Here is a 21,503-nt window from a genome sequence, read left to right as displayed (position 1 = left end):
TCAAAAAAATTCCGCGAGCTGGGATCGTGGGTAGCTTTAGGCGGACCGCATGTGACCTTGAATCCTGAAGAAGCAGCTTTGCATTGCGACACTATTTTCATAGGAGAAGCTGAAGAAACCTGGCCTCAATTCTTAAATGACTTCCTTTGCAAAAAAGCCCAAAAAGTTTACACAAGTTCACGTGCTCCCAGTCTTGCCGGTCTTCCGATACCCCGAAGGGATTTGATTGTTGGCAATAGATTTATAAGAGGTGCTGTTTTTGCTTCCCGTGGTTGCCCGCATAATTGCAGCTATTGCAGTCTTAAGAAAATTTATCACAATACGTTTAGGACTCGCCCAATTGACGATGTAATAAAGGATATAGCTAGTATTCCGAATAAGTATTTCGTATTTTGGGATGATAATTTCTTTGCCGACCCAAACTACACAAAAGCCCTGTTAAAAGATTTGGCAAAGCTAAACAAAAGATGGGCGGCACAAGTAACAGCGCATAGCTGTGAGGATGAAGAATTACTCCGCCTGGCCAAATCTGCAGGGTGTCTGTATTTGTTCTTAGGCTTGGAATCGTTTTCCGAGCAGGGTCTTAAAGATGCAAATAAGAATTTTAATAAAATTGAGCAGTATGGAAAAATTGCAGATAAACTTCACCGTCATGGAATCAGTATCCAAGCCGGTATTGTTTTTGGGTTTGACTCGGACACATCGGATGTGTCCGAAACAACCTTAAAAGCATGTAATGACATCGGAATCGACGGAGTAACTGCAAGTATATTAACTCCTTTCCCCGGAACAGGATATATGAACAATATAAAAATGAAGGCCGGCTAATTGATGTTGGTTGGGATTATTATAACGGCAAAACAAGGGTTGCATATGTACCAAAGCAAATGAGTCCCGAGGAATTGCTAAACGGCTATAACGAATTTCGAAGAAAGTTTTATTCGTGGAAAAGCATAATAAAGCGAATATGTAAATCACGAGTAAATATCTTTTATAATCTGGCTATGAATTATGGTTACAGACAGGCATATCGTAATTTTGCCAAATTGGACATCGGAGATAGAATTGATGAAAGTAACACCTCTCTTTATAGATACTTGGAGCAGTAAATAAAATAAGGCTTTTGCCGCATGAACTTAGAATCGGAGATTATTGCTTAATTTTATTCAAATTTAAAGAAGTGAAAATATGAAAATTATTAAAAAGATCTTATTTTATAAAATTGATGATATACTATTCATAGCCATTTTAACTTTTTTGCTTGATATTGCTATAGTTAATGTCGATAAGCTAGGATCTCCCAAATATAAGTTGCATATTGTATCAATTACTTCCCTTTCCAGTATCGCAATGATTCTCTTTAACAAAAAATATAAAATCAGATGGATTTCAGAACTCGTTAATTTCATAGGTGCAAGTATTTTCTGTTTATCACTCATGCTATTCGCGGCAGGAATATTAAAGGTTACACCCGGTCCCTATACTGATGTCAAGCTTTATTCTAAGATATTTACTAATGGTGAAAGTTATATATCTGAGATGGAGCACTTTCCAAGGGAAATCCCTGAAAATGCAGAAGAACTTGAAATGCGCTATTGGCGAGAACTACTGCAAGGCAGAGGGTACTTCTGGTTGAAGTACAAAACAAATGCGGAAGAAATAGAAGAATTGAAAAAAGAATATCCTTTTATGAACGTAATTACACGAAGATTTCTCGATACACTGCAAAGTATGGATTATTTTGAAAACAACCCTTTTTACTCGTATAATATATCTTATAACTCAGGAATAGCCTTTAATAACAGTACAAACGAAGTTTTTTATTGGTTTTATGTAGAATAAGCAAAAGCTTGGAATTAAATAGTCTTAGACACCTTAGATAATTCCATATTAAAGCTCAAAATAGCTATTTTGCCGGTAACAACAAATTTAATTTGCTTATGGGACATACTCTGATAAAATAGTCATATGCTGCAAACTGTTAGTTTTAATATGCATATTAATTTATGCAGATGATTCCTGCTATATTGTAAGCATATAAAACTCTGACAGCCTTGAATTACCCGAGGGTAAAACCTATTGGACGCCAAGTACTTTCACCGATGAAGCAAATAAAGCTTTTTTAAAAAAATAATAACAGGTAGAATATACCTATTGCCTTGTTATAAGGAATAGGATATTTTAAAAAGGTAGGTTTAAAATGTTTAGTGTAGCCGAGGACTGGAATCCAAAACAAAAACAACTAAAAGATATAATACTATATGAAGAGAAGTTTAACGAAACGATTGAGCTAATACAAGACCTGCATTCGATGGTGCATTCACACTATGTGTATGGCAGGAATATACGAACTCTGGAAGATGAGCTTTGGGATGGCTTGGACAAAAAAACTTTTATCACAATGCCGGCAAAAGAAGATGTAACCATCGCATGGAATATTTGGCATATTACAAGAATAGAAGATTTGACAGTAAACATTTTAATTGCAGATGAAATTCAAGAATTTAAACGTCAGAATTGGCCTTCCAGACTAAATATCGAAGTAAGCGATACCGGCAATGCAATGAGTGACGATGAAATAATTGACTTAAGTAATAAAATCAATATGGAAGAGCTGCGGGAATACAGAAAGGCAGTAGGAAAAAGAACCAAAGAGGTTATTCTGAAACTGCAACCAAGCGATTTAAAGAGAAGAGTCCAAAAAAACAGACTGGATCGTATTTTAGACGAAGGCGGAGTATTAGATGTCGAGGATTCAAAATGGTTATTGGACTTTTGGGGGAAAAAGAGTATAGCAGGGTTAATACTTATGCCTATAACCAGACATCAAGTTGTGCACCTAAATGATTCATTAAAATTGAAGAAAAAGTGTAGTAGATTGATGTAGAAGTTGCAAATCAACTGTGTTGGCACTTGCTTTTTTTACTAAAAAAATTGCAATATTTAATTATAATAATATGAATGATATGGTGATAAAAGATGAAATATAAAATTTTAACAATTATAATATCTATTTTTACTATCTTTATAATTGTTTCTTGTGATAATAATACGAAAAATACAACTGCAAATGTGCCGGATACTGAAAGCACAACAGTCAATTTGGCAATAGATAATTTCACAACAGACAATCCTTTAAAGTCCGAACAATTAATATCTAAAAAGGATATTGATGAGTACTTTAGTTTGTATTACAACTATTTCAAAGAACAGAAAATTGAAAATAGTAACTATATTGATTCGAGTTTTTTCAGATATTCCCTTGAATTCCCCACTGTATTTTTTTATAAAGCAACTCTTTACTTTGCCAATAATTCTGAAAGACTCACGCCTAGTTATATTAAAATATCAGTACCATACGAAATAGAAGCATTAAGAGATTTTGGATTCAAGAAGGGTATGTCATTAAATGATGTTAATCAGATAGATAAATCCTTGAAAATAGAAGAATGCAAAATAAGCCACAGTGATAATAATATAAGCTTTATTGAGTTAAAAATAGATAATTATATTTATATATTAACTGCGTCTGACAGTGAAGAAGAAATTGTGGATGTATACATAAAAAAGGAGGGTACAAACTTAATTGATGCAGTTTATAATGATATTACTAATTTGATAGCTGATTTTAGTGATTATGACAATTGTTACCCACTTTTTCTTACCCGCGGAAACATAAATCATGACAGTTATGAAGATGTAATTATTACTTTTGAAATAGATACTCCTCAGGACGGCATTGAAGCTTATGGCAATAGCAGAGTAACACTTATTCTTTTTGGAAGTAAAGACGGATACGTAAAATACGGAGAAGTCGAAGGATTGATAACATCAAATGGAGGGCTTTTCGGCAAGCCAATTGTGTCGACAAATATTGATAACGGTACTATTTCAATAAGCCAATATGGCGGTTCGGCTTGGAGATGGAATGTTATATCAACCTATCAATATGATAAAACAGATAAACGAATATATTTAATTAAACAGGAAACAAGCAACTACCACAATGTTTCCCCTGTTCAGGACACTCTTCAGACAGTCGTTAGCCATTTTGAAGAAAAAATAGATATTTTAGATAAACCGGATTATCAAAATAGTCAAATATCAAAGACAGTATCTAAAACACTGGGCAAATCAACAATTACTTATGAAGAGTTAAAATACTCTGATAATATTAAGCAAAATTTCATCAATGACACTATCAAAAAATACACAAATAAGCAAATAGAAAAAATTAAGAGCATGGGCGTTGAAGGCAAATTTAGCATAACATTTGGTGAAACTATAAAAAACGAAAAATTTGCTTCGATATGTATTTACACCAACGGTAATTATTACGATTACTCAAAAGAAATTGAAAATGATGAATACAATGAATCTTTCCATGATGAAGAATATGTAAATATTGATTTGGTCAACCTGAAAGAAGTTAATATATTTGATTATTATTCAATTGATGAAATAGCACAAAAATTATACGATGTACATGTAGAATGCGGAAATGTTGAGGACTATTCCGTAAAATCAAAAGAAGATATCGTTAATGTTATTAAGGATTCACTAAACGGCACTAATGAAGGCAATAACAAATTTAAATATTATTTCAACGATTTGTCAGTCAGATTAGTGCTATATTTGCAATATAAAAATGAAGACATTGTGCATGAAAGGCAATGTTCTGTGTTACGCACGGATGAATTAGTAGTTGAACCTATATTATTTAAAGAATGGTTTAATTCAGAATTGCAATAAAATAAGACTTTTAAGTAGCTAATAAATGTATGCTTTAAGGCATACTTTTTCAAAATAAATTAAGAATCGCATTAATTTCAAACTGGGCACCAATTATTTTACCTTCCTTTTTGGCAGGTATTTTAATAAAAAAGTACCTATATGAAGATGACATCGAAAAATTTAAAAAAATAACAATGTTTCTCGTTTCTGCAATAAAATTTATTTTATTCATATTAAGTGTTAAAAAACCAACTTTTTTAGCTATCCTGATTATACTAATTTTATATCCGTTTGCTTCGCACACCTTTATTAAAATCGGCCTTCAAACAGTTAAAGCCGAAAATAAAGCAAATGTTAGCAATAACAATAACATCGCAAACATGCCATAATAAGTATTGTTTATAAAAGCACTTATTAGCCTTACGTAAATATACGTGCAACGATAGATGCTCTAAAAAAGTTATAGCCAGAACACTGCGTTGTTCTGGCTATTTTTAAAGCAAATTTATTTATTGTTTGCAGGGAAGTCCGAAATCTTACGCAGTATGTATCTTTTCAAATATGACAAGTCTAATGAAGTTACAGAACCGTCTCCATCCACGTCTGCTGCCAACAGGCCGTATTCATCCAACTTATAAGTACTGTTTCGCAACAGATGTCCCTTCAAATACATAATATCCGTTGAATTTATTTTTCCGTCATTATTAACATCACCATATTTGATTTTCACTTCTTCCACAACTTCAATCATTGGCCTGCCATTGGCGCTTGTGGATAAAGCACATAACTTACCGCCTACATAAAACAGTTTTGATATCTCTCCAACTGAAGATACGGTTTTAATCTCTGTAAAATCTTCATAATTATAAACGTAAATTCGGTTATCCCCGGCTGTAATGTAAAACTTCTTTTCTTCCACGTTAAATGCAATATCTTTAAATGTTTTGTCCAGCATACGAGCAAAGTTCATATCCTCTGTTTTACTTTCACTGCATGTAAATATAGCCCCGCAGCCGTTAAACAAGTATTTACCGTCAGGAGATATCTTGTAGTTGGTAGCCAGCTTATATTGACCATGGTATGGTGAATCATAAGAAGACACAAACTTACCGTTATCAATATTAAAAGCGGTATAATCTCTCGGTGATACTGTTGTATCAATAGTGTAAATCCTGTTTAACACCGGGTGAAGCTCTGCAAAACTCATACCATATGCAAGCTTTGTTTCAATTACTTGTTCCGAATCCGGCGAATAACTAGCTAAGACAGCCCATCCATCTTTGTGAGATGTTAAATATACAATTCCATCCCTTCCTGCAACAATATCATATGGAGCAATTTCTAATTTAAACTGCTTCTTAATTTTCATAGTATCGGCATCAATTACTACAACTGCACTGATTTGTCCAAATTCCCTCAAATTTGAGTCCTGATTCTTTTTGAAAATTGTTACATAAAGAATACCATTTTGATAATCCAGTCTTTCAATAGCTCCATCAATGAGAGTTTCTTTAATTTCTCCCGTTTTGATATTTATTGAGTAAACCTTTGAGTTTGCAGCATCTACAGCAAAAATCACCGGTTTTTCAGGATGCTCCACAGCATCCGAAATAGCGGCATTAATAGGCAGCATAATTCCGGGAGCAGGAGTCGGCTCTGAATTTGAAGGTATAATTTCATCCAACTCTTCCCCTGTAACAGTTTCAAGGGAATCCGGTGCCAACAAGAACAATGTCCTGCTCTTGTAAAATACGTAACTTGGAATGTTGCCCACACTCAAACCGGCAAGCTTTGTCAGTGTACTGTAATCGTATATGTCGACATTATTGGAATATGCTGCAAACAGTAGATTGCTTCTCTCATCAAAGCACGCATCTGTAAAACTTCTTTCAAGTTTAGACAAATATCTGATATCATACATGGGGTTTATACCGCTAGCAAAAATATTCCCGGACGAATTAAACAACAGTTTCCCATCGGGAGAAATTTTATTTATTCTACCTATGGAATACTCACCATGATAAGGCGAATTATACACATTTACGACACTTCCATTTTCGTATTCAAATGCATATATATCTGCCGGTATAACTCCTTGACTTGTAAAATAAAATGCGTTGCGGGAAGGATGTTTTTCCATCTTTCCAAAGAAATGTACTTGCATGTTCGAAATTTCTTGTTTTAAAGTCCTAGAAAAACTCCTAACATAACCCCCACCTAATATATAAATAAAACCATCGTTTCCAATACCCAAATCTTCAAAGGTTGTTCCGCTCATTATCCAATCCTTAAGTTCGAGGGTATTGTCATCATAGATATAAATAATTTTGTTTTCACCGCATCCAACATATATTTCTCCATTATAAATATCCACGCAGTTTGGTGAATAGGTTACTTCACTTTCTTTAATTTCTCCCGCCATGTAATTTACTGACACAAGTTTGTTGTTAGTATCATCAACAAAGTATACCAGAGACTTCTTTCCATGAATTACCGAATCTCCAACCCTATAATTTTTCAAATTAATTGATTTTACCGGTCCTTCCCATACCCGTATTTTTTCAAGAATCGTCCTTTTATTTGCCACTTTCGAAACAGCTATCAAATAACCGTCTCTAAAGTACATATCCTTTACAGTACCTTCTGTATATTTTGTATCAATCTGCGTAAAGGTACTGTAATTATACTCATAAATTGTATTTTCGCTTGAAGCTACGTAAAATTTATCGTTCTCAATATCAAAGGCTACATCATTAAATGATTTGTTAAGCTTAAGGTAAAATCTTAAATCTTCTGTATTATTGTCGGAAGCCGTAAATATATTGCCCGAATTGTTAAATATATACAATCCGTCCGGTGATATTCTGTTTTTTGAGGCTATTCTATACTCTCCATGATACGGAGAATCGTATGTTTCTGTAATTATTCCATTATCATATTTGATTGTATAAAGGTCCGTAGGACTTACACTTATAGAAGAAAATACCAGAGAATTATTTACAGGATTGGCCGCCAAATATCCCGCTTCAGGCCTCTTTAGCTTAGATGCGGATACTTCTTGTTTGGTTTCCCCGGAAAAACTTTTTAATAAGCAGTTTTTAAGGCCGGTTTCGTTTGGAGATGTATATATATATCCGTCATTCCCCACAGCAACGTCTAAGAAAGTATCTCCCACCAGTATTCTATCCTCGTATTGAAGCGTCTCAGCATTATATATGCCTATCATTCCTTGGGAACCAAAGCCAACATATATTTCTCCATTGCCAAAAGCTATACAGTTGGAATTATAACCCAAAGTTACAGTCACCTTTTCTCCAGTCTCAAAATCAATTTTAACTAATTCATCAGAACCATTTATTATGTATATAAACTCTTTGTCTGGGTGAATAACGGAATCTTTAACTTCCATATCAAGGTCAAACCGAATAGAAGGTTCATTTGACATAATAGGTATAAATGTAACTGCAGGTGTAGGAATAGGCACCGGCAAATTATCTATAATACCGCTTATTTGAATATTTTCAAGAGCCAATCCTCCTTTACCGTCATCGTACAAAGCAATCAATTCTCCGGCCGCATAAAGGAGTTTTGATACATTACCTTTTGAATTGACAGTTTTTATACGGCGTAAAGTATTATAATCATAAACATGTATTTGCATATCTCCCACAGATGTAAAGAACAAATCATGGTCCAAGTCAAAGACAATATTGTTAAATTCCTTGTCAAGTTTAAAGAAAAATCTCATATCTTCCTTCTCATCTTCAGTACAGGTAAATATACAACCCGAACCGTTAAATATGTACTTTCCGTCAGGAGATATTTTAAAGTATGTATCCAGCGAATAATCTCCATGGTAAATTGAATCATAATATGACACAAACTTACCATTATCAATATTATAAACTTTATAGTCTCTTGGGGATACATCTTCATCAATAGTATAAATCCTGTTTAATGCCGGATGATACTCAGCAAGACTCATATGCCTTATCAATTCCGAATCTGCAAGTTCTTTAGCGGAACGTGAATAGCTATTAATATAATCCAATTTTTCTGACCCTGAAGTCACATATAAGTAACCGTCTCTTCCTGCAACAATATCATAAGGAACAATATCAATGTCTATTTTTTCTTTTAATTCCATAGCCACTGTATCAATTACTGCTATCACACCACTTTGGCCTTCCGGCTGCGAATTCGGACTATAAGCATTCGTAAGAACAGTAACAAACAATTCATTGTCAAAATAGGCCATCTTGTCTATTGTGCCGCCTATGTAAACTTCTCTGACCGTTCCGGTCTCCACATTAACTGAATAAACTTTTGAATTGGCACTGTCTGCAGCAAAAATCACCGGTTCTGTCGGATGCGATATTGCATCACTAATTTTAGTTCCAATTGGAAATTCGAATTCTTCAAAAGTGTTTTTTGGCTGCAAATTTTCATCGGCTGCTTCTACGGGAAAAATCGTTAAGTTAGCGAAAAGTGAAGAAATCACAAAACAAACCAACATAAACAAAGCTAACTTTTTACTGGATTTAAACACTTTTATCTCTCCCCCATTAATAATTTTCTATAATTTCTCTGTATAAATAATAATATAATATCTATGTTAATCTGTCCATATTGTTATATTTGATGTATGTCTACTCAAATTTTTCCATATTCTGAATCTTTCCCAGTCGAATTACATTCCAAGATGCTTTATGAAGCATGCTGGTTAAAATACCGTTATCAAATGAGGATTGATCCGAGTTTTTCGGATGTACCTCCTCACCATTTACACTATTACGTATTTTTAGATTCTGATGCTCCAAAACAATATGCTCCAGCAACCTGTAATCTTTCATACCCCTGACATCCGATACAAGAACAATATCCTCGTGAATATTTCTGTTAACTGCAAAGATTGTAACTTCTTCTTTTTCTTCATTGTAAATTGTAATGCTTTCAATATCGGTAACATTTTCATGTTTTGAAGTATCATGAATCGGAGTGTTAATCACTGGTTGAAGTACTATTCCTCTGCCGTATTTTGAAGCGTGCGCAAACGGGTAAAATATTGTCTGCCTCCAAGCCGCTCCGCCATTTCTTTCAGTCACAATAGGCGCGATTACATTAATTAGCTGTGCCAGGCAGGCAATTTTGATTCGATTGGCGTGTTTGATAAGGGTAATAAGCATCAAACCGACAAGTAGCGCATCTTCAAACGTATATATATCCTCCAGTAAAGGAGGTGCTATACTCCATGGTTCGTTCTTCATAATGTTAGCATCATCATTATTTGAGTGATACCATACATTCCATTCATCAAAACTTAGGTATATATTCTTTTTGCTTCTTTTCTTTGCTTTTATATAATCACAGGTGGCAATGACAGAGCGTATGAATTCATCCAAATCATCGGATTTTGCCAAAAAATCGGCCGTGTCATTTTCTTTATTTCCATAATACTGGTGTAATGATATATAATCCACATAATCATAGGCATAATCCAGAACTGTTGCTTCCCATTGGGGAAAAGTGGGCATATCTTTGGAGGAACTTCCGCAGGCAACCAACTCAATTGCAGGGTCAATCATTTTCATAGCTCTTGCAGTCTCTTCAGCAATTCTCCCATACTCATCCATTGTTTTATGTCCGACCTGCCATGGGCCGTCCATTTCATTGCCAAGACACCAAACCTTTATGTTATGAGGCACCTTCACTCCATGTTTTATTCTCATGTCACTATATTTTGAACCTCCCGGGTGGTTACAGTATTCCAGCAAATTACATGCATCCGAAATCCCTCTGGTGCCAAGGTTCACTGCCATCATTATCTCAGCGTTTGCTTTTTTACACCATTTCGCAAATTCATTAATCCCAACCCGGTTTGGTTCTATACTTCTCCAAGCCAATTCCAAACGTCTGGCCTATTCTCTACCGGTCCGACACCATCTTCCCAAAAATAATTGGATACAAAATTGCCTCCCGGATAACGGATAATTGGCACATTTAATTCTTTCACCAGTTCAATAACATCTTTACGAAAACCATCTTCGTCCGATTTGGGATTTCCAGGCTGGTACAACCCGTCGTATACGGCCCTTCCCAGATGTTCTACAAAAGAACCGTAGATACGTTTGTCAATCTCGGCAATTTTATAATCTTTATCAATCGTCATTCTGGCTTTTTTCATTTTTGCGCCTCCAAAGAATTAATATTTTTTCAATAATATTATTTGCTACAAGTTGTACTTGGATATTATTTTTTGTCCATTCTACTTCATTATAACATCCTTGATTACAATTATATTTTCAGGATTAAAAAAGCCCCATCCAAGTGGTGGGACTTTTTTAATTCTGAAAAAGATCATCCTATGAAATTGCCTTGCCGCACTTTGGACAAAAATTATAATCACTTCCAAGGGAATTTCCACAATAGGGGCAAAAGCGAAAACCATCGTTTGAAATCCCATTTTTACTTTCTTGCGATAGCTCATCGTTTGCTTGCCGGATCCATTGAGTACCGGGATCTCCTTCTTCATGGGACTCAGTAATATCAAATATGGAAAAACGGTCTTTGCCTGTTGCATTCTTGTAATGGTACATTGCCTGAACGATACCAAAGAATATAAATATTATGCCAAATAACGGAAAGAAAAATCCAATACCAAAGGGTCCATGGGCTGTAATATTAATGGCCAAAATTGTCCAAATAATTCCAAAAACGACTACTATAACGGAACCGATAAAAGATAATCCGGATGGCCCACGACCAGGTTTTATACTTTTCATACCTCACCTCAAAAAACAATCAAAATTAATCTTAGCTGCAATTTTTTCCTATATATAGCATAACACTTTTGTTTAAAACCCGCAAGGTTAATCGGAATAAGGATTGTTTATAATGATACCAGAAATTAAGACTGATTTGCGCCTCAAAAGAATTAATATTTCATCAAAATTTCAATTATGTCTTAAAATCAAAATAGCCAAAGCTTAAAATTGCTCTGGCTAAATTTGATATCCCTTTTAAACAATCTCTCGGAATATTTAGTTAACTGGTGGATTGCTTTATGAAATTGCCTTGCTCAAGAATCAAGGATAGTCAGTCAGAACGGAAATTCCTTTAATAATCTGGGAGTCCATCTCTGTCATTAAGTCAATAATGACAAGCTCCTTTTGGAATCTTGTTCTAAGAATTCCTTCACGATATATATCTTCCATTGACTTTGTCCTTTTATATCCTCTTTGTTTAAGCTTTTCTGACGCTTGTTCAACACTGTCGCCTAAACGTATCCCAAAAACGTGATAGTCTCCACCGTTAATATTTATTTGTGTCAGTCGCCTGTCGCTTGCGTCTTTGGGTATCTTAAAATAATAGCCCCGAACATAACCGTCATCTGTTACTTTTGACCCAGGCATATCATCATTAAAATATTTGGCTTCTTCCTCTGAAAGTCCGGCAAATTCAAGGTATTCCATACCCATAAAGCTGTTAGCATTTATCTCTTGCGCTTCTTGTATTGTTTTTTCAACCAGCCTTATGTTTGCACTTTCTTTATATTTTACAAAAACCAGAGCACTTATTAATAAAAATAAACATGTTAAAACAGTAATCGCTATTGCCTTTTTCATAATTATTCTGCCCTAATCTCCATATTTCTTTTAACTGGTATTTCATCTTGCATTAATTATTGCTTGCATACATTTACTTAGATAAAATATACCATAACCCACTATAAAAATCCATTCCTTTTGATTATTATCCGAAAAACAAAGCTCATCTTCAAAGAATTCCGCCTGATATATTACATCCTATCAGAACTGCTTCTATTTTAATATCCTGCACCGATACTGTGATACAGATAAACCACAATATGGGCACGGGGTGCTTCCTGTATCGGATTAAAGTCGGTTTGAGCGGCGGTAAAGAAGCCGTGGGTATCCGCCCATGCCACCGCATCGGTGTAATAGTATTCACCCAGCCTGATGCCAGCTCACTTCTTCCTGCAGCATCGGGCCGGTTTTTCGAACGCCACAAGAAAGTAATTATCTGTGCCTCACTACAAGGTTCGTGAGGGCTGAATGTTGTGTTCGAAGTACCTGAGGTAATCCCCCTCTCCAGTGCCCAGAGGACAGGCTTGTAAAAATAATCGGTTTTGGCCACATCGCTGAAAGGATTCTTTGTAATTCTCGGTTCAGGGCATCCCGCTGCCCGCCAGAGAAAGGTAACAGTCTGGGCACGGGTGCAGGTCATATCGGGAGAAAAAGTAGTGGTAGTGGTGCCACCGGTTATGCCGTTTTTCAGCGCCCACTCCACTGCTTCCCGGTAGTAGGTATCCTGGGCCACATCACTAAAAGGCAACGGTTTTCCGCTTTCAGCCTTCAATTTCGCCATTGCCGCAGCCAAATCCACAATCCCCCATCCGGATTCTTCATCATAGCCCACAGCACCAATATCCCGGGCAGTATTGCACAAAAGCTGCCGAATCCGGTAAGGAGTCAGGGTCGGGTCGACAGTTAGCAGAGATGCAGCTGCGGCGCTGACCCAAGCAGTGGAATAGCTGGTGCCGTTTACTGTCACGGCTTCCCCTTTGGGATTAGATGTCTTTAGTTTTATGCCCGGTGCCAGTAAATCTACCCCGCTATGGCGGTTGGAAAAGTGAGCAGGGCCATCATCTGTTGGGTTGACAGTTCCGGCACAAAGAACAGTGGAAAAGGCCCCCGGATAATAGGCTGTATTATCCCCGTCATTTCCGGCACAGGACACCACCAGTACTCCGCGCTGTTCGGCCCAGGCCACCGCATCCCTAAGTGCCGGAGTATCAACTCTAGCCCCAGAACTGATGTTGATAATGCGGCAACCGTAAACATCCACCGCATCCCGGATAATCTGTGCCAGCAGGGATAGATCTCCTTTGACAGCCGAATCACTCCCGTTTTTGCTGTAATAGACCAAAGGAACCAACACCGCTTCGGGGCAAAGTCCGGTGACCCCTGCTTCTTCACTGCCCACAATGATGGTTGCAACGGCAGTGCCGTGACCGATGGTGTCCTGGGTACTGGCACCCGAGAAAATATAGTTGTGTCCCTCATCCAGATTATTTTCATCTATTGCAACTGAAGAGATTCCAGTGTCAATGACGGCGATACGAACCGGTTCAGACTCGGCAGCTAAAGCCGGTAAAGTCAAAATCATAACTGTTATTAGTGTTGTAAAAAATAATCGCAATTTCATATACTCACCCATCCTTAAGAAAAATTTTCGGACATCCAGTCCTCAACTTTTTCTTCTTTCGCGACCTTAAAAAGAAGAGGTTCAAAAATTCTTGAGGTCAAGCTATATAGATTTTTATCTCGAAAGCCGTAAAAGGCGGGGTCTCCCCCGCCTCTGTTTTAAATCTTACGGATTTTCAACATAGATATACTTGTAGTTCCTATACTCATAATACAGTATATAATCGGCCTCTGAACCATCATAGTTTGTACTACCAATGATAGTTTCAATTATATAATCGCCATAATAACTTCCATTAGTAATAACATAATTAACCTCACCTTCTCTCTCAGGAGCAGAGAATACCGCAACGTCGTAACCATGTGCTTCCAAAGTACCCTTTTTCAGCTTAACAGCATATATATAAGACGTATTAGCAGCAAGCACACCATAGCTCTTGCCTCCAGCTTTTGCAATTCCACCAAAGGCTTTTACTGTAGGTCCGTTAATATGGAGGTAATCTCCACTAGAACCGGCAAAAATACCGCTGTTAAATCCGCTTCCTCCTGCTCCACTGTTGAAAGTCAGAGTACCTGTTCCCTCAATGACCAGTTCGTATTCTGCCCACACACCTGTCACACCATATACGTTAGCATTAGTATCGCTAAATGTGTTTTCCACTATGCTAAAACCTTTGTTAGCAATTGTCAGACCTTTCGAGCAGTAGATTGTAGCATTAATTATGGTGCCATATGTGTTTTTGCTGTAATATCCGGATATGATTGCATCATTAAGGTGAAGCGTACCCACATTATATAAATATCCGTTTATATTAGTTGTCATTGTGCTAGGATCAAACTGCACGCTTCCGGAACCGTCACCCAAGATATCGTTCATATTCTCTGTAGTCACTCTTATTCCGGCAACATAGAGTTCTATTTCCTCGCTAACTTCGCCTGTAAAGCCTGTGTCAGCCCAGCAAGCATACAAGGTCTGGTCAGCGGTAAGTTCAACAACTGTATTGCTAGTGACTTTAGTTCCGCCAATTTTTGCTGTATACCAACCAAGGAAAAATTGGTCATCGTTAGTTGGAACAGGAAGTTCTCCGTAGGTCTCTCCTTCATTTACATACTTATAAGATGTTTCAACCGTACCACCGTTGGCATCAAAGTTTACTTTATAGGACTGCATATCAGACCATACAACCACTAATTCGATATGCTCCGCCGGCATGGTAGTGAAGGTATAATCAACTCCATTTAACTGCCAACCAGCAAATTTAAATCCTTCTTTTGTTGGTGGTGTAGGTGCATTAACTACTGTACCGTAATCCTGTGTAATGTTTGCTACATCGCTGCCTCCATTACTGTCGAAGGTAATGGTATATTGATTGATTGTCCAATTAGCTGTAAATGTAACATTTCCAGCAGGCATAGTCATGTTTTCAGCATATCCGGACCAGCCATTAAAAGTGTATCCTGTCTTTGTAGGCTCATTAGTAGGACTATAAATAGTCGTACCGTATTTCACACTGCCTGTGGTTGCACCTGCAGTGTTCACACTGCCGCCATTGCCATTCCATGTTACATTGTAACTGTTTCGTTTATAGTACAGCCTTAATACCAAACTACCGTCTAAAGCAATTGCTCCCGATGAAATGGTACCGCTTACACCAGGATCATAGGTGAAGCCGGTAATTCCCTTAGGAGAAGCCGTAACCGTAGCTCCGTTGCTGCCCGTTAAATTCTCGGTATCATTAGGTGTTACCGGATAGCTTCCGTCCAGTTCTTCCAAATAGTGTTCCACTTTGTAAGGTATATTGCTTATGACTGCCCAATCGGCAATCAGAGTGATATTTTCTGCAGGCATTGTAGTAAATGTATATTCTACACCATTCAGCTTCCAACCTGCAAAGTTATAGCCTTCTCTTGTCGGTTGTGCAGGTGCTGTTACTACTGAACCGTAATCTTTAGTTATAGCTGCAACTGCGCTACCACCGTTACTGTTAAAGGTAATGGTATACTGATTCACATTCCACTTAGCTGTCAGTGTTAAATCCGTGTCAGGCATAGTAGCATTTTCCTCAAGTGCCGAAGTCAGCCCTGCATCTTTATACCAACCGGCAAAGGTATAGCCCGTACGAGTTGGAGTTGTAGGTTTATCAATAGGTGTCCCGTACATCACATTGCCTTGTGTAAATGTTCCGGTCAAAGGATTGCCGCCATTTACGTTCCATGACAAGCTATTGATATTACGTTTATAATAAATCTCCACAACGGTACTTCCGTTAGCCAAGATTGTCTCTTGAGTAAAGCTCTGTGGTGTAAACCCGGTGTATGTTCTAGGTGCAGCATTTGTAAGCTCTCCTGTCACACCGGTTTTCCCTTCAGTCTGTTCTAAAGTATAAGTTCCGTTCAAGTTTTGCTTAAAGTGCTTCACTATATATGGCGTATCGGTCTTTTCAGTCCAGTTGGCAGTGAAGGTAAGTGCATTTGCCGGCATTACGTCGGGTATAGCTACATTCCAACCTGCAAAGTTGTAGCCCTCTTTGGTAGGATCGAATGGTTTTACTATAGCAGAACCATACGGCACCTTTAATACAATATCATTGCTTCCGTTGCCATACACGAATTTCAAATCATATAGGTTACGATCATAGTAAATGGCAACAAAGGTAGATCCGTCAGCAGCAATGGTCTGCTGTTTTACCGCTTGTGCTGTAAAACCGGTATAGTTTTTAGCAACAGCAGTAGTCTGTTCGCCAACTTTACCAGTCTGGGATTTGTCGGTTTCTATTAACACATATTGACCGTCCAAAGCCTTCTGGTAATGCTCTACAGTATAGTTTACAGTGCTTGGTGTCCATTTTGCGTATAGTGTGGTATTGCCCTTAGGCATTGTAGTAGCTGTAAAGGAATTCGTTAAAGCTTTATCGGCATACCATCCGGCAAAGGTATAACCTACTCTGGTAGCGATGCAGGCATCTTGCCGCTTAGAGCAGTTCCGACAAGTAAACGTAACATCGGAACAGCTGAACCGCCATTTGAGTCAAAAGCAATAGTACCGGCATTTGCCTCATTGCTCCAGTTGAGCTTGATAGTTCTGCTAAGTGTCTCAGAGGACTTAGACAATGGTACACCTTTCCATGTGATCTTCATTTCACCGCTTTGAGTCACTTCACCGGAAGAAGTATTTACTGTAATCTGGTTGTTGACAGGATTATATTTGAAAGCGGGGTTGGTCAAATCCACAGCAAAATATGCTTCATCATCTCCGTTATGCGCCGTATTGCTGTCGTAATTTTTGGTCTTATTTTTGAAACCTTCCTCTGTCTCACCGGTCTTAATGTCCATCCAATTCATATCAAAGACAGTTTTAGGTATGGTATAGGTATTGACATTTAGTATATTGAAGGTCGGGTCTTCCTCATAGGCAAAGTCATAGACATTCTCCCGCTGTCCCGCCGACCACAATGGCCATTCTTTAGTAAATATGGACGGTGTATAGGAGTATTTGCCGTTGAGGGCTTCGGCAATGAACTTCACATCCAGATATGCACCAATTTCGACAAGCAGTGCACCGGAATAGCTGCTATTCTTTTGCCATGTCCCATTTACTTTCCAGTTTTCCAAATGGTAATAGAAGTAGCCCCACATCCTAGCGTAAGCTCCCGTTTCAAACTGCAATCCAATACCTGCCAGTTTTGTGCTAAACAGGCCCACTGTAACCTTTACTCGTACACCGGCTCTTATACCAATAGTACCCATGACATATAAATCAAACTGATATCCATTAGTGGATAAGTCGATGGTTTCACTCTCACCTTTCTTACTTAAAAGAAGCAGAGTGAAAGAGTGACGCTTGAAGTTTTCGTATTGGAAGGTCATTCCAAGAGCTACATTTAGGTTGGCGGAAACCACAAAATCCACCTGAAGACCAAATGCCAAAACATGGAGCGGATCCACCGCACTGCGCAAGTCTAGAAGGTTTGCAGAAACCAAATCAACCATTCTTCGTTGGCATCTTCCATAAATCTAGAATATTTCTCAGCTAGACCACCACTAGCTGTGCCCTCTTCTTCGGGAAGGAACTTCTCAACGTCGTCTACTAATTGCTTGATAGATTGACTTAAGCTAAAGATTTTTTGGTAGCTGCAGCTTCCCTTGCACTATTTGGCCATGGCATACCCCAAGGTTCTTTTGCTTCATTCAGCTTGGCTGTAGCGGTAATACCAATACCGGTATAGGTACCAAGGTCTAGGTTACCGGTCATACGATAGTCGGCAATATAAGGGATAATCCACTTCCACTTCCAAACGGCACCGCCACTGACGTTGAATCCGAAAGTAAATTCCTGCTCAAAGAAAGCAGTTAGATCAACTTCCAAGACATTGTTGCTACCTTTTTTCTGAATCTTGAACTTATAGTTTACAGCAACCTCCGCACGTATCCCGGAGCCTACTATTTTCGGATCAAAATGAACTGTCTTGGTTGAAATACTTACAGAAAACTTCGGTTTCTTACCGTCCTGTTCCTTGTCTATGATGTTACCCATAAGCATCAATTCATTTGCACCTAGCGGTGTTCCGTCTGCATAAGTAATATCACAATCGGACAAGGTTAAATCATCACCAAATATCTCCCGAACTTCAGCCGTCTTGAGGGCTACCTCTGCAAGATATTCACCGGCTTCATCAAAGAAATCACTCTCCATCAACTGAGCTTCAATGATTTCCTGTATTTCACCCTTGTTTTCTTCAATAGCTCCCTCCAGCTCAGCTTCCGAAACTTTAGTTTCGTCGTACAAATCCATGGCTGCCATGATCTGATCTTGATCTACTTCTTTATAGGTAACGGTAGTGGTACCGTCTCCATTAACTTTTATTGCTGTTATCACACCGTATGCTAAATCCTGAGCACCTGCTTCTCCGAATTCACCGGTAAAGAATGCCAAGAAGTCACCCACATCCACAGTGGTATTAGAACTTAGTCCAACACTTTCATATTTGGCATCGGAGAAAATCAACTTACTGTTTTGGATTATCACCGATGTTCCATTCATTTCCCAACCGGAAGTTCCGTCATCCTCATCCACATCAACGGGCAGTACATCAGGCGTAAATAGTACATCTTCAGCTTCTGCCTCTACATAATAATAGGTACTGTCATCAATATCGGTTATTTTTACATAGGCAACTTCACCGTTATCAGTCTTGTTTTGAGTTCCTTTTTGCGGCTTTCTTTCTGTAGGTTTGGTACCGGAATAGACAGCAACAGTATCACCAACCTGTATATCTTCACTGCCGTTGTATGTAAAGCTACCGCTGCCATTACTTGCTGTATAGGTAGTATTACCCTGTTCATCGGTGCTGGCAAGATACAGACCGGCATAGTCCATCAAACTCAAACCGTCTGCTTCATTCAAATCACCCACAGGAATATATTTGATGCCGCCATTTAGCTTCAAATTCATAGTTCCGTTTTTTTCTATACTGAAATTGAAGAAACGAATCTTGGTTATATCATATCCGTCACCCATTGCTTTCAAAGTATCAAAAGCATCAACACTATCATCATAAATTACATCATCATTAAGTAACTCAATCTGATAGGTATGTCCTGCTGTAAATCCTCCGTTTGCAGCTGAAATAGTCCAAACTCCGTTGTTATTTACCACCTTGATGTTCTCTATGTTAGCCAAGTCTTCCTCAGGAACCGACTCTTCAGGTGTTTTCTCAGGAGCGGTAATATTACGGAATTTGAAATCGGTCCCAGGAATTGGTGCACCGCCAGTTTTCTTCACTGATACGCTAAAATCGGCTTTTTGATCCAATGCACTTACGAAGTTGGGAGTACCGCTTCATCTAAAGCGATGGCATCGGTAAGGTGTGCATAAAGTGTTAAATTGGCATTTAGTTTATCATTACCGTTTACAGGTTTGGTTTTTTCTTCATCATAATACCAACCTAAAAACACCTTTCCGGAAGGCATAGTAGGAATGGACAGGGTGCTTAGCAAAGTATCCTTTTTATAAACCTTCTCTTCCTTTGTTGAATCAATCACAAAGGTTACTTTATAATAAGTTGTCTTGTTTTGGTTTTGAGAGCCAACCGTATTCTTTCCTGTGTCGGAATCTTTCTCATTGTCATCGTTGCCGGAATCACCGGTGGAAGAATCCGGTGTTTCAGTACTCTGCCCGTTGTTCGGATCAACACTGACCCTGTCAGACGGAACGCCTGGTTCACTGTACCAAGTTTCTACTGCTTTATCAGTACTCATACAAAGCGCTGCAGCCTGTGCACGGCTCGCATTGCCTTTGGGATTAAAGTTTGTGCCGTCGCCGGCCAAAATCCCAGTGTTCCAAAGCTTTAAAACCGCCTCCCGCGCCCATGGTGCTACAGTATCCAAATCTGCCGGAACAGTTGTAATATCGGCTCCGGTATCATAATCAACGCCAAAATTTTCAAAGTAGCGAACAAAAAACACTGCCATCTGCTCCCGGGTAACAAGACCGTTAGGATCAAATTTGCCGTTTCCGACACCGGCAGTGATACCGTGCTTAAATGCCCACTCCACATATGGGGCATAATAGCATCTTTAGGTACATCGCCAAAGGAAGACTGTTCCTTGTATTTAGTCTGATCCACGCCGGCCATTCTCCCCAAAACGGTAACAAACATGGCTCGGGTCATTGTTCCGTCAGGACTAAAAGTATTTTCACCGGTACCGCTGAAAAATCCGTTTATGAATGAATATTGAACAGCATCATAGTACCAGCTCCCTTCCTTGACATCCGCGAAGGGATTCTCAATTCTCTTCTGCCACTCTGTATTTACCGATGTACTAACATTATCAGTTGCAGCAGACATTGCCCCCGCAGGAAGCATTGTGAATAACATAGCCACTAGAAGAAAAATAGATATAAATCGTTTTCCCATTGCAACCTTCCTTTCAAGTTTTTTCGACACATTGTAAATACAAAACTTCGTTTTAAACGTTCAGATACACCATCTCTTAGGGTATCTGAACATTTTGAATGTTGCGTGTATTAGTAGCGATTAAATAAGAGATTACTCCAAAGAAATGCTGTTGATAATAGTGTCCAAGTTAGTTTCCAGCGAGGTGTTGACCCCTGTATTGTACGTAAAGACAATCTCTTGCTCGCATGCTTGACCGTCCACGGTAAAGAATAGATTGATATAGCAAACGGTATTGTTGTTATTGCTCGAGTTATCGTCTCCTTTAAACAAGAAGTACACAGCATCTGTTCCCCCAATGGTGGCAGCATTGTCAAATTTCAACACATTAACGTTGGAATAGGAGTCTTTTACCAATTCAACCATATAGTCTCTAGTAATCTCTTTAATACTTACAACCTGCTCAATAATAGGAGTTATAACAATACTGGCACCTTCAGCTTTTGCAACAGTAAAACCTTCAAAATCTTCAAATTCGGTAAAATCACTGGGAACAAGTAAACTCGTGAAATTTGCTTCTTTCCTGACAAGTGTAACATCTGAGGCTGCCAATCCTGTGTTTCCCCCACAAGCCGCAAAGTTTAGT

Annotated in this window: 15 protein-coding genes and 3 pseudogenes; 6 read left to right on the top strand and 12 right to left on the bottom strand. The window is 38.2% G+C overall.

Translation table 11 applies throughout. From position 1 onward, the window contains the following. The 6 genes from JCM21531_RS14105 to JCM21531_RS19170 all read left to right on the top strand — a co-directional run. A partial coding sequence (locus JCM21531_RS14105; RefSeq protein WP_243467722.1) for a B12-binding domain-containing radical SAM protein occupies positions 1-828 on the top strand: 828 nt, incomplete at its 5' end. Beyond that, positions 771-1,109 (top strand): DUF4070 domain-containing protein, encoded by a 339-nt coding sequence (locus tag JCM21531_RS24905; RefSeq protein WP_439644312.1) that lies wholly within the window; start codon positions 771-773, stop codon positions 1,107-1,109. The genes JCM21531_RS14105 and JCM21531_RS24905, both read left to right, overlap by 58 nt. 79 nt (positions 1,110-1,188) lie before the next feature. Then, a complete protein-coding gene (locus JCM21531_RS14100) occupies positions 1,189-1,842 on the top strand; it encodes a hypothetical protein (protein WP_038290860.1) in 654 nt (217 codons plus the stop codon). A 358-nt stretch (positions 1,843-2,200) separates the two neighbouring features. Continuing rightward, positions 2,201-2,887 carry a DinB family protein gene (locus JCM21531_RS14095; RefSeq protein WP_038290858.1) on the top strand — a complete coding sequence of 229 codons (687 nt, stop codon included), beginning with the start codon at positions 2,201-2,203 and terminating at the stop codon, positions 2,885-2,887. A gap of 92 nt (positions 2,888-2,979) precedes the next feature. Further along, positions 2,980-4,752, top strand: coding sequence for a hypothetical protein (locus tag JCM21531_RS14090; protein ID WP_038290856.1), 1,773 nt, complete (start codon positions 2,980-2,982; stop codon positions 4,750-4,752). A gap of 110 nt (positions 4,753-4,862) precedes the next feature. Next, on the top strand, positions 4,863-5,123 hold the full coding sequence (locus JCM21531_RS19170) for a hypothetical protein (protein ID WP_162149319.1): 261 nt from the start codon (positions 4,863-4,865) through the stop codon (positions 5,121-5,123). Between the two features lie 116 nt (positions 5,124-5,239). Here the strand turns inward: JCM21531_RS19170 and JCM21531_RS22505 are convergent, their stop codons facing one another. From JCM21531_RS22505 to JCM21531_RS14040, 12 genes and pseudogenes are all read right to left on the bottom strand, one after another. Beyond that, the gene (locus JCM21531_RS22505; RefSeq protein ID WP_243467721.1) at positions 5,240-9,283 is read right to left on the bottom strand and encodes a dockerin type I domain-containing protein; all 4,044 of its coding nucleotides are present in this window, start codon (positions 9,281-9,283) and stop codon (positions 5,240-5,242) included. A 100-nt stretch (positions 9,284-9,383) separates the two neighbouring features. Then, a pseudogene (gene arfA / locus JCM21531_RS14075) lies at positions 9,384-10,918 on the bottom strand (arabinosylfuranosidase ArfA). 178 nt (positions 10,919-11,096) lie between these two features. After that, on the bottom strand, positions 11,097-11,516 hold the full coding sequence (locus JCM21531_RS18430) for a zinc-ribbon domain-containing protein (protein WP_094184810.1): 420 nt from the start codon (positions 11,514-11,516) through the stop codon (positions 11,097-11,099). Between the two features lie 303 nt (positions 11,517-11,819). Then, complete coding sequence (locus JCM21531_RS22500; RefSeq protein ID WP_243467720.1) at positions 11,820-12,359, bottom strand: hypothetical protein; 540 nt, start codon at positions 12,357-12,359, stop codon at positions 11,820-11,822. A gap of 151 nt (positions 12,360-12,510) precedes the next feature. After that, a complete protein-coding gene (locus JCM21531_RS14050; protein WP_054847121.1) occupies positions 12,511-13,962 on the bottom strand; it encodes a S8 family peptidase in 1,452 nt (483 codons plus the stop codon). A gap of 165 nt (positions 13,963-14,127) precedes the next feature. Next, positions 14,128-16,839, bottom strand: coding sequence for an InlB B-repeat-containing protein (locus tag JCM21531_RS22495; RefSeq protein ID WP_243467719.1), 2,712 nt, complete (start codon positions 16,837-16,839; stop codon positions 14,128-14,130). A 9-nt stretch (positions 16,840-16,848) separates the two neighbouring features. Beyond that, positions 16,849-16,917, bottom strand: a pseudogene (locus JCM21531_RS22490) (hypothetical protein); the annotation flags it as partial. Then, on the bottom strand, positions 16,902-17,951 hold the full coding sequence (locus JCM21531_RS22485) for a hypothetical protein (protein WP_243467718.1): 1,050 nt from the start codon (positions 17,949-17,951) through the stop codon (positions 16,902-16,904). The pseudogene JCM21531_RS22490 and the gene JCM21531_RS22485, both read right to left, overlap by 16 nt. A 118-nt stretch (positions 17,952-18,069) precedes the next feature. Further along, on the bottom strand, positions 18,070-19,773 hold the full coding sequence (locus JCM21531_RS22480) for a hypothetical protein (protein ID WP_243467717.1): 1,704 nt from the start codon (positions 19,771-19,773) through the stop codon (positions 18,070-18,072). Between the two features lie 5 nt (positions 19,774-19,778). Further along, positions 19,779-20,426 (bottom strand): InlB B-repeat-containing protein, encoded by a 648-nt coding sequence (locus tag JCM21531_RS22475; protein ID WP_243467723.1) that lies wholly within the window; start codon positions 20,424-20,426, stop codon positions 19,779-19,781. Between the two features lie 251 nt (positions 20,427-20,677). Then, positions 20,678-20,809 (bottom strand): annotated as a pseudogene (locus JCM21531_RS22465) (hypothetical protein); the annotation flags it as partial. Positions 20,810-21,010: 201 nt separating this feature from the next. Beyond that, positions 21,011-21,503: hypothetical protein (locus JCM21531_RS14040; protein ID WP_038290846.1), on the bottom strand; the 493-nt coding region annotated here is incomplete at its 5' end.

It is taken from the genome of Acetivibrio straminisolvens JCM 21531 (genome assembly GCF_000521465.1).
Classification (GTDB): Bacteria; Bacillota; Clostridia; order Acetivibrionales; family Acetivibrionaceae; genus Hungateiclostridium; species Hungateiclostridium straminisolvens.
This window is presented reverse-complemented; position numbering and strand designations above follow the sequence as displayed.